Below are 11,217 nucleotides of genomic sequence, written 5' to 3' on the forward strand. Positions count from 1 at the left end.
TTAGATATCATGACATTTAAAAAATTATTTACGCTCGTTTTAGCGGTATCCCTATTGATACTGGCTCCTCCTGTTTCATTTTCGCAGGAATCTCCGGAAGAACCTCTTCGAGTGCTTTTTGTGGGAAACAGTTTTACGTATTTCTATAATCTGCCACAAGTAGTAGCAGCCATGGCAGAATCTCAGGGTAAAGAGATCATCACTCGTCAATCAACTGTTGGTGGATCAAATCTGGGACAGCATTGGCGAAAAGAAAAAGGCACTAAAACTATGGGCCTTTTGGAAACGGAAAATTGGGATTATGTGGTCTTCAATAACCATAGTACCAGTCCGATTGATAGTCAGGAAGAGTTTGATGAGTATGGGAAAAAATTTGCAGAATTGGTAAAGTCCAAAGGTGCTCAGCCTGTATTTATGCAGACCTGGGCTTATAAGTCAAACCCATTAATGCAGCCGGCAATTACTGCTACCTACGGGAATTTAGCAGAAGAAACGGGCTCTTTATTGGTTCCTGGCGGTATGCTATTTCAACAAGTACGGCAATGGAGACCAGACATGAATATGTTCTTTGACGACAAGCATCCTTCATCTAATGCTACGTACCTTCTAGGATTAGCTTTTTATCGGTTTTTCACTAATGATTCTTTAGAAAAGATTCCTGCTAGAATAACTACCATTGACAAGGATGGAGAGCTACTTTATCTCCTTTTTGTACCCAATGAAGACGCTGATTTCTTGAAGCAAATAGTCGTTGAAGCTAATATAAAATCAGTGGTGAAATGAATTGGAAGAATAAATTAATTCCAATTTTATTAGGACCGGCACTCTTTATTTTGATGGAGGTTTTGGGTCCACCAAGCTCTATGAACATGGCTGCATATCAGGTTCTATGCGTCACTGCTTGGGTCGCTGTTTGGTGGATTACAGAAGCTATTCCCATTGCCGTGACAGCCTTGCTTCCTATTGTCTTATTTCCACTCACCGGCGCTTTGAGTTTGGGTGCGACTACAGCGTCATTTGGACATAAATACATCTTTCTTTACTTGGGAGGTTTCCTTTTGGCAATTGCTATTGAAAAATGGAATCTACACAAACGAATCGCGTTGAATATCATCAATTTGATAGGATCGAATATCAATACTATTATTTTGGGATTCATGGTAGCCACAGGATTTATGTCAATGTGGATATCAAACACTGCAACCTCAGTAATGATGCTTCCGATTGGAATGGCAGTGGTAACCCAATTCAAAAGAAAAGACGATGGTGAAACTTCCGACGGGCTATTTGTTGGAAAAGCACTTATGCTGGCAATTGCCTACAGCGCTTCCATTGGTGGATTTGCTTCGCTTATAGGCACTCCTCCTAATCTTGTTTTAGCGGGAGTTTTGGAAGAGACGTACGGGGTGAAAATAAGCTTCATGCAATGGATGAAGATTGGCTTGCCAATCTCAGCTATTCTTATGATGGTTTGTTGGGTTTACCTTACACGATTTGCTTTCAAATTTGAACAGAAAGAATTCCCTGGAGGGAGGAAAGAGATCAAGTCTATGCTCGCCAAATTAGGCAAAATGAGTTCTGAAGAAAAGACTGTTATGGTGGTATTTGCAGTCACTGCAATCCTTTGGATGACTAGATCTTTGATAGAAAAGGTAGTGCCTGTAATAGATGATACCATTATTGCTATGATTGCAGGAATTTCACTATTTATCATTCCAGCTAAAAATAACACCAGAATCATTGATTGGAATGAATGTACTCAAATTCCATGGGGTATCATTCTCTTATTTGGTGGAGGAATGGCTTTGGCCGAAGGGTTTTCAGAAACTGGGTTAGCACAGTGGATTGCCCTTCAAATGACTCAAATGCAAGGGCTTCACTTAATTATCCTAATATTAGTTTTGGTAGCTTCAGTTAATTTCTTAACCGAAATAACCTCCAATTTGGCTACCACTGCTATGCTGCTTCCTGTACTGGCTCCGATGGCATTCGCATTTGATTTGCATCCATTTAGTATCATGGTAGCGGTCACTATATCTGCCTCTTGTGCATTTATGCTTCCAGTGGCGACACCACCAAATGCAGTTGTATTCGGATCTGGGTATTTAAGGATTCCTGACATGATTCGTGCGGGGATTTGGATGAACCTTATCTCAATTATTATAATCTCCTTATTCGCTTATTATTTGTTGCCGATCTTTTGGGGTTTTGTACCTGATAAATTTCCTGAAGCGTTTAATCTAATCACTAAATAATATGAAGCATATCTCTAATAGAATAATAAACCCTATTCCTATGAAAACTAAAAATCAACCTCAATTTTTGCGATGGCTGATATTCGCAATGATTCCAATATTAATCTTAGTGTCTTGCCGTGAAGATGAAGAAGGGTTTGCTATCACGAATGACCTTAGAGTTCTTTTCGTATCTGTCAATGGCGACCGATCTGATAGCGGAATTACTGGCGTTCCTGTTAATTCTTCTGTTCAATTGGTTTTTTCTCATGGTTTGAATAAAACTGAATTTGAAAAAGCACTTAGCATCTCTCCAGATTTAGACTATTCTCTTGAATATGATGAAACGTCTTCATTTGTAACAATCACGCCTGATGTACGACTTGAATATGATATTCCTTATACTATCACTCTTCCAAGAGGAACCTATGGTGCAAAAGGGGAATCATCTATAGTTGATTTCAATTATCAATTAAGTACGGGCGAATTTGTACCACCAACGATTTCTCTTTCTGCGGATAAACTCAACTTTTTTGAAGGGGAAACGGTTACAGTAACCACTTCATTAAGTGAAGTTGCTTTTGTAGATGTGAAATTTGATCTGGAATTCACAGGATCAGCGCAAGGTGGAGGAGTTGATTATTCGTCGAGTGCCTCTAGTATTACAATTGCTGCTGGCCAGACGGAAGCAACATTTACACTTACCTCGAATGAGGGGGATGCAATCGAAGGTACAGAGGATATAATTATATCATTAGCAAACGTTTTAAACGGAACCTACAAACCCATTGAGGCATTTACTATTGCCTTGGCAGATAGAGCTCCAAGTATTGAGCTAAAGGGTGTGATGCATCTGAAGACGTCCTCTGGGGGTAATGGAGTTAGAGCTGTTCACTTGAATGTGTTAAAGGATATCGCAGATTTAAGTACTTATGGGGTAGAGGTAAATTCCAACGGTTCAACTGCAGCTATCGACCCTGCGAATCTTGATTATTATTTCCCTGCGATTGCAGTATCTGCGGGAGATCAAATACTACTTGTACGGGATGCTGATGCAGCAAATGCAGCAGCCTATTTTGATGGATGCTTTAGCGAGTTTGATCATGTTTTCGAGACAAGCAGAATGACCCATAATGGAAATGACGCGATCCTTTTGTATAGTGATGGAGTTTCTATTGATACCTTTGGAGAGTTTGGCGTAAATGGAACAGGGCAAGATTGGGAATATACAGGCTCATGGGGATATAAGCTAGGGACCAAATGGATCTATGGAACAGTTGATTGTGCGAGCAACGTGGATACTGGTACCACACAGAATTCAGCTTGTGTATATCCTATGTGCTCCAAAGGATTGGAATTTCTGGGTATCATGTCGCTTCAGCCTTCAGTTGGTAGAATTAGAGCTTACCATCTAAGAGCACTTCAGGATATTTCAGATCTAAGTATCTATGGAGCTGGGATTGCCTCAAATGGGCAGGCAACTTCAGATGGTGTTGAAATAGCTTTTCCTTCTATTTCGGTTAAAGAAGGAGAAAACATATTGATCATTCGAGATCTTGATGTGGCCAATGCAGCTAATTATTTCGGAAATTGTTACAATGGTTTTGAGCATATTGTGACATCTGGAGGAGTTTCTTCGAATGGTGATGATACTATTGAACTATTTAAAAATAATATGCTCATTGAAACCTACGGTGAACTTGGTGTAGATGGAACAGGAATGCTTTGGGATTACACTGATTCATGGGCCTACAAAGTAAATGGAACATGGAATTACGCCGGTGCTGGTTGTTCAGTTGGCGCTGCTAGTAATTCTAGCTCAAGTTGCCCATACGGTTTTTGTCAATAAACATTAATACCTAAATATCAGAGAAGGGGCTTACCTCTTCTCTGATTTTAATTTATATATGAACAAGCGATCCTATTTTAGTTACCTACTTTTCATGTGTTTTCTCTTTAGCTGTGGCTCAGACGAGACACCAATGCCAAAGACGATTAACATCCTTTCTGCTACTCTTAACGGTGCAGATCTTTCTACTTCAAATCTTGAAGTGTTGCCGGAAGCTAAATTGGTATTCGTTTTTTCATCTGCTATTGATGCGAATAATTTCAGGTCTTCGTTTTCCTGGAGGTCTTCAGCTGGGGAAGTGAATTATATGATTGATCTCTCTAACGCATCTACTAAAGTTACTATAGATGCGGTATTAAACTATTCAACTAATTATACGGTCACGCTTTCACAAAACCCCATTGGATTGAATGGAGAAATACTAGCGGCCTCGAAAAGTTATGAGTTGTCCACCGCAGCAGATAATGTCATTCGATCGATGGCTCCATGTACTTCCACAGCAGATTGTTTGAGAAATACAGAGCTACAAGGAAGCACAGGAAAGGGGACTTTTGAGTTTTACAGCAACTATCCCATTTATGAGGAAAAAGCAGTTTGGGAAAACTTAACACATGCAGTTATTGTAGTTCATGGAGCTAGTCATGATCCGGAGAATTATTATTCTTACATGACAAATAGCTTGCAATCCGAATCTTTATCCGATAAAACCATACTCATTGCACCTTTTTTCAGAAGTAGTTCCACAGGATCTTCCGATGATTTTTATTGGCCAAGTACCAACTGGAGAAGAGGAAACCTTTCCTCAAACTCAAATAAAATAAGCTCATTTGAAGCAATTGATTTCTTGATTGACCAACTTGGAGATAAGGCTCGTTTTCCCGTTTTAAAGAAAATAATAATAACAGGTCATTCCTCTGGTGCAGCGTTCACCCATGTTTTTTCTGCGTCTAATAAATCTGAGGAAAATCATCCGGCAATTGAATTTGAGTATGTGGTTGCCAATTCTCAATTCTTCTATTACCCTGATGGGCAACGAATAAATGAATCAAGTAATCAATTATACACTCCAGCTGATTGCTCTGCTTATACTATTTGGCCATTGGGGTATAATTCAACACCACCTTTTTTGACAGGAGTTAGTTCCAGTGCTTTCAATACAAAATTCGTAGATCGTAAGGTTACCTATCTTTTGGGCAATGGAAGTCAGTCAGACCCGACGCTGAATATTGTGGATTGTGAAAATACAGTTCAGGGTTCAAGCAGGTATAAAAGAGGAGAAAACATGTTTAGTTATATGGAGCTGTCTTATCCTGGCACACACCAGCATAAGAAGGTAATTGTAAACGGAATAGGTCATGACGGTGAAGGAATGTACCAGAGTCCTGAGTTTAAGACCTTATTAACAGACCTTGTAAAATAATAAAATGAAATCGAGCATGACTAAAAAGTCACACACTGGTATGTCCCGATATTTATCGGGAAGGCCTTGCGAGATTCCTCCCGATAGCTATCGGGATGACCACTGAAAAACAAATTATAAACAGATGAAACACAAAATTTCAGTGATTCCGGGTGATGGAATTGGCAATGAAGTTATTCCAGCTTCTTTGGAGGTATTGGATGCTTTGAGTGCCAAATTTGACTTTGAATTCGAATATGTTCACTATGATTACTCATGTGAGCGGTATAAGAAATCAGGTAAAATGATGCCTGATGATGGAATTAGTAAATTAAGCGATTCTGAGGCGATTTTTCTCGGTGCAGTCGGCTATCCGGGAGTTCCAGATGATGTTTCATTGTGGGGTTTGTTGATTCCTATTCGTAGATCTTTTCAACAGTACATTAATATTCGGCCGGTCAGATTATTGAAGGGGATTCAATCTCCTCTTAGGAATCCTGGGAATATTGATTTCTTGATAGTACGGGAAAATAATGAAGGAGAATATTCAAGTGTAGGAGGAAAAATTCATGAAGGCACTCCATTTGAAACTGTTATTCAAGAATCCATATTCACAAAAATGGGAGTGGATAGGGTAATGGAATATGCCTTTGAATTAGCGAGAAAAAGAGGAGGAAAATTGGCTAGTGCTACAAAATCAAATGGTATAATTCATACGATGAAGTATTGGGACGAAAGGTTTGTGGAAATAGGAAAACGATATCCAGAAGTCGAGCAATCCAAGTTTCATATAGATATACTTTGTGCACAATTTGTCCAGCATCCTGACTGGTTTGATGTGGTGGTTGCAAGTAATTTGTTTGGTGATATTTTGTCTGATCTTGGTCCTGCTGTGGTTGGGGGACTCGGAATTGCGCCGGGAGCCAATCTCAATCCAGAAAGACTGTTTCCTAGTATGTTTGAGCCTGTACATGGTAGTGCTCCAGATATTGCCGGTAAAAACATTGCGAATCCTATAGCAAGCTTTTGGACTGCTCAAATGATGTTGGATCACTTGGGAGAAAAAGAGGCAGCTGAGTTGCTGATGCAAACAATTGAAAAACTCACATTTGAAGGAAAGGTATTAACAAGAGACTTAGGGGGGACAGCATCTACTACTGATGTTACTCGGGAAATATTGAGATTAATCGATTCCGCTTAAACCCGAAATTTCAATTTTGGAAAGTAAATTAAAGTGCTGGAGGCTGGAAACGGATTTTTTACCTCAAAGGCGCAAAGATTTTCCCTGAGGACACAAAGAGGGAAATTCTAAAATTGGAAGATTTGAAATACTTGTCCGCCATGGCGGATTGAAAAATTACTCAAATTCCAACCTTGCAACAGCGTCGTAGGTGCGAAAGTCATTCCGACCGCAGGGAGTATTGTGTTCATGGCTTTGGAGTCATTGCGACCGCAGGGAGAAATCTGTTTTAAATAAAAGTCTGAGATTTCTCAGTCGGGGAGGAACCTAAGATTTTTTAACCACAAAGCCGCAAAGGATTTTAAACCGCATAGACACATAAAAACATAGCTTTTGAATTTTTTAGGAATTGAAAAATTGAAAGATTTGAAATACTTGTCCGCCGTGGCGGATTGAAAAATTACTTCCACGCTAGCTAAAAACCAGCTCTATAGGACCGTAATATGGGTAGCCTCGGCCCCGATAGTTATCTAGGTCAACCCGAGGTAAAAATGATTCCAACCACATTCCCCTCCTGATCAGGATTTAATTTTGGAAAAGGTATGCAAGTTCGTTAGGCTGGAAGTGGATTTTAATTCCGGATTAAAAATCCTATGATCGTGATTCGACTCAAGGCTAAAGGCACATCTCATATAATTTCATAAATTGATTGAGGCTTTTTTTGATATACAGGGGTGAAGCCTCATGATCCATCATCAACTCAAGTCACAGAAGAATAAATAAATCTGGAATTTATGACATTAAAACTTTCAAGAATATTGCTCACTGTTTTGCTGGCAATCAGTATTCTAGGTTGTGAGTCCAATAATGAAGAAAAATTACTTATTGACGGTTTGCAGGAATCTGTCGAAATAATTAGAGATGAATGGGGAATCAATCATATCTATGCGAATAATCAGCATGATTTATTTTTTGCTCAGGGATATGCTGCCGCAAAAGACCGGCTTTTTCAATTTGAAATCTGGAGACGTCAAGCCACCGGAACAGTAGCAGAAATTCTAGGGGAAAGTGAATTGAAACGGGATATCGGCACGAGACTCTTTAAATACCGAGGGGATTTAACAGAAGAAATGAATCACTATCACGAGGACGGTGAAGAAATCATTAACGCCTATACACAAGGTGTAAATGCCTATATAGAAGAGATCTTGACCACTCCGGATCAGCTTCCAATCGAATTTAAAATTCTCAATATCGTTCCGGAAAAATGGACCTCAGATGTAGTCATTTCAAGACACCAAGGTCTTTTGGGTAATATCGAGAATGAATTAGAGATAGCACAAGCTGTGGCGAAATTAGGTGTTGAAAAGGTCAAAGATTTAAATTGGTTTCATCCAAAAGATCCGGATCTCAACATTGACCCAATCATCGATCAAGAGCTACTTTCCGATAATATTTTAGAATTATATAAAGCCTATCGAAAGCCAGTTAAGTTCAAGAAAAGTGATGTTCTTCCAGAGTATAGAAACTCAAAAAGTGAAAACCCGATCGCTTCAGTGATTGAAGAGAATGATGCGGCTTTTTCTATAGGTAGTAATAACTGGGTGGTAAGTGGTGCACTAATGGAAGATGGCAATACCTATATGGCCAATGATCCGCACAGAACAATCGCCATTCCCTCACTTCGGTATATGGTCCATTTAGTAGCCCCAGGATGGAATGTAATTGGTGGGGGTGAACCAGAAATCCCAGGAATATCTATCGGTCACAATGAATATGGTGCATGGGGGCTTACCATCTTCAGTACCGATGGAGAAGACTTGTATGTGTACGAATTAAATCCAGAGAATAAAAACCAGTACCTGTATAATGGAAACTGGGAAGATATGAATGTCATCACGGAGACAATCAAAGTAAAAGGTCAAGAGGATGTAATTGTAGATCTTTCCTACACTCGTCATGGCCCGGTTACCTATGTAGATTCTGTAAACAATAAAGCGTATGCCGTTCGTTGTGCATGGCTGGAACCTGGCGGTTCGCCCTATTTGGCCTCATTACGTATGGATCAGGCAAAAACTTGGGAGGAGTTCCGTGAAGCCTGCAACTACAGTCATATTCCCGGTGAAAATATGATTTGGGCAGATAAAAAAGGAAATATTGGCTGGCAGTCAGTTGGCATAGCACCCATTCGCAAAAATTTTAGCGGTCTTGTTCCTGTGCCGGGTGATGGTAGATATGAATGGGACGGCTATTTACCTATTATTCAAAAACCAAATATTCTAAACCCATCGAAAGGTTACTTTTCCACGGCTAATCAGAATGTGACGCCCCCGGATTATGAGCATTGGGATGCGATTGGGTTTTCCTGGGCAGATCCTTTTCGGGGAGACCGAATTGAAGAAGTGCTTGGTGCTGGCAACAAATTAAACATGGAGGGAATGAAAGCTTTGCAGGTTGATTATCAATCTATTCCCGCCAGAAGGCTGGTTCCTTTTCTATTAGACTTGTCTCTTACGGGTAAATCGGCTGAAGCAAGGGACAAACTTCGTGGTTGGGATTTTACATTAGATCCAAATTCGATCGAAGCCGCTATTTATGTGGCATGGGAAAACGAGATAAGAAGTCTTGCTGCTTCAAGATTTATTGCAGAGTCTGGAAAGGGTATAATCAGAAGCATTCAAATGCAAAAGATAATGGACTGGATTATTGCTCCTGACGGCAGATTTGGGCCAAACCCTAATCAAGGGAGAGATCAATTTCTTGGGGATGCATTTGAAAATGGTATAGCCTACCTAGAAGAAACGCTTGGTGAGGATATGAATCATTGGCAATATGGTCAGGAGAAATTCAAGCATACCTATATGGCTCATGCTTTGGGAGAATTGGTAAATGAAGAGCTCAAAGCCAAATTGGACCTTGGTCCCTTGCCTCGAGGCGGCAATTCATATACTCCAGGTTCAACAGGCGGTAACAATAGACAAAGCTCAGGCGCCTCTTTTCGCATGATCGTGAATACAGGAAATTGGGATGCTGCTGTTGGTACCAATGGACCCGGGCAGTCCGGAAATCCAGAAAGCCCTTTTTATAGCAACTTATTCGAACCGTGGGCAAAGGATCAATACTTCCCTGTGTATTATTCTCGTGATAAGATAGATTCTGTTGCGGCTGATCGAATCCTATTGAGTCCAAAAAAATAGGTTCCCCTCTCGGCATTGTCAAATCAGTGGGTTGGACTGGGTAGGATTTGGAATTCTACTTTAAGAGTAATTTAAGAGGGATTACAAATCCCGAAAATTAAAAAGTGTAGATGCCCCAGATTCCTATCGTGGACTCCGCTTAGGCTAGCACTCTACTCCGAGGTGGGGGCAATGGATATTGTCTCTCTTTTTTGTGGTTACTTGACTTTCGTGCCTAACGCATCAAACATTCCCATCAAATCCCCTTTTGCGGTTTCTTCGTCCACTTTTTTCAAATAAAGTGTGACATCATAGCCACTGATATTGAAAGCTGCAGTCAAAACACCCTCAGAGATTTTCACTGATTGCATTTTGGATTCTGTGGTGGATCCCTCTTCATAGAAATATCCAGTGGTAATATCACCTGTAGTTTCAAATCTCAAAGGTAAAGTTGCATCACCTTGAGGAGTTCCTTTGATTAATACCTCCCACTTCCCTTCGAAATAGGCTGGATTAGGATTGCTAGATGCGATTGCCATAGTAACTAGAAATAACATGGCAAAAGCACCGAAGATTGATTTTCTTGTGATCATAAAATTAGAGTTAATGTTTTATAGTGATGTAATAAGAATAAAATACAGCTATTCTCAAATAGGCATTAACAAAATTTTATTTCTTTCCTTAGAAATAGATGATTGCCTTTTCCATAGCCCACGGTTTACCCCGACAATTGTCGAGGGCGTGGGCTATGTTATTCCGAAATCTCAAATAAAATGGATTTATCCATTTCCTTTTATGATCCTTATCTCCTCCTCAGCAATCCATATAACTCATACACCAATTGATCGATTTCTGCGTCGATGCGGTTGATTTCGGATTGGAGGGAGAAATCTCATTGCCATTTCTAGCACAGATTTCTCAGTCGTCTGAGCGTTCTTAACTCAACAAAAAAACCAAGATGCCTCCTTCGAAATGACCCAATAGTGGAAAGATTCCGAAGGAATCCAATGTTTATAGCTGAGGTTCTAAAAAAGAATACGACCCCGACGGGGTCGTACATTTCATTGCTAATTCTTTCCTATAAATAGTTGATCTCTTCGAGATCATTCTTTTGAAATGCCAGCAAGTGAATGATCACGAAGTGGGCAGTAGTGGAATTACTCCCGACTACTGTACGGGATCCAAAAAATAGAAAAGCGTAGATACAATCTACGCTTAGACCAACACAAACATTCTACTCCTATACGGGAGTTTAAAATTATTGGTTCTACCCTTAAGTTAGTGGGGATATAAGTTTAATCCTCCGTGGAAAAAGAGGATTGCACTTCTAAAGTTGGTAAAAGTTCTATAGCCTTTACCTACAGTTTTGAGCTCTTGGA

Annotated in this window: 8 protein-coding genes; 6 read left to right on the forward strand and 2 right to left on the reverse strand. The window is 40.0% G+C overall.

The window, feature by feature from the left end:
- Positions 1-9: 9 nt before the first annotated feature.
- From P8O16_RS15455 to P8O16_RS15475, 5 genes are all read left to right on the forward strand, one after another.
- Positions 10-783: a DUF4886 domain-containing protein gene (locus P8O16_RS15455; protein WP_300316341.1), complete on the forward strand. Its 774-nt coding sequence runs from the start codon at positions 10-12 to the stop codon at positions 781-783.
- Positions 780-2,255: an SLC13 family permease gene (locus P8O16_RS15460; RefSeq protein WP_300316342.1), complete on the forward strand. Its 1,476-nt coding sequence runs from the start codon at positions 780-782 to the stop codon at positions 2,253-2,255. The genes P8O16_RS15455 and P8O16_RS15460 overlap by 4 nt, the downstream gene beginning before the upstream one ends.
- Positions 2,256-2,295: 40 nt before the next feature.
- The gene (locus tag P8O16_RS15465; RefSeq protein WP_300316343.1) at positions 2,296-4,083 is read left to right on the forward strand and encodes an Ig-like domain-containing protein; all 1,788 of its coding nucleotides are present in this window, start codon (positions 2,296-2,298) and stop codon (positions 4,081-4,083) included.
- Positions 4,084-4,177: 94 nt separating this feature from the next.
- On the forward strand, positions 4,178-5,503 hold the full coding sequence (locus tag P8O16_RS15470) for a hypothetical protein (protein WP_300316344.1): 1,326 nt from the start codon (positions 4,178-4,180) through the stop codon (positions 5,501-5,503).
- A 124-nt stretch (positions 5,504-5,627) separates the two neighbouring features.
- Positions 5,628-6,683 carry a tartrate dehydrogenase gene (locus P8O16_RS15475; RefSeq protein WP_300316345.1) on the forward strand — a complete coding sequence of 352 codons (1,056 nt, stop codon included), beginning with the start codon at positions 5,628-5,630 and terminating at the stop codon, positions 6,681-6,683.
- Positions 6,684-6,790: 107 nt separating this feature from the next.
- Here P8O16_RS15475 and P8O16_RS15480 read toward each other — a convergent pair whose 3' ends face one another.
- Positions 6,791-6,913 (reverse strand): hypothetical protein, encoded by a 123-nt coding sequence (locus P8O16_RS15480; protein WP_300316346.1) that lies wholly within the window; start codon positions 6,911-6,913, stop codon positions 6,791-6,793.
- 543 nt (positions 6,914-7,456) lie between these two features.
- On the opposite strand from P8O16_RS15480, the gene P8O16_RS15485 reads away from it, so the two are divergent.
- Positions 7,457-9,859, forward strand: a complete 2,403-nt coding sequence (locus P8O16_RS15485; RefSeq protein ID WP_300316347.1) for a penicillin acylase family protein — start codon at positions 7,457-7,459, stop codon at positions 9,857-9,859.
- Positions 9,860-10,056: 197 nt separating this feature from the next.
- On the opposite strand, the gene P8O16_RS15490 is transcribed toward P8O16_RS15485, so the two are convergent.
- On the reverse strand, positions 10,057-10,431 hold the full coding sequence (locus P8O16_RS15490) for a hypothetical protein (RefSeq protein WP_300316348.1): 375 nt from the start codon (positions 10,429-10,431) through the stop codon (positions 10,057-10,059).
- Positions 10,432-11,217: the final 786 nt, after the last annotated feature.

Source organism: Algoriphagus sp. (genome assembly GCF_029254265.1).
Taxonomy (GTDB): Bacteria; Bacteroidota; Bacteroidia; order Cytophagales; family Cyclobacteriaceae; genus Algoriphagus.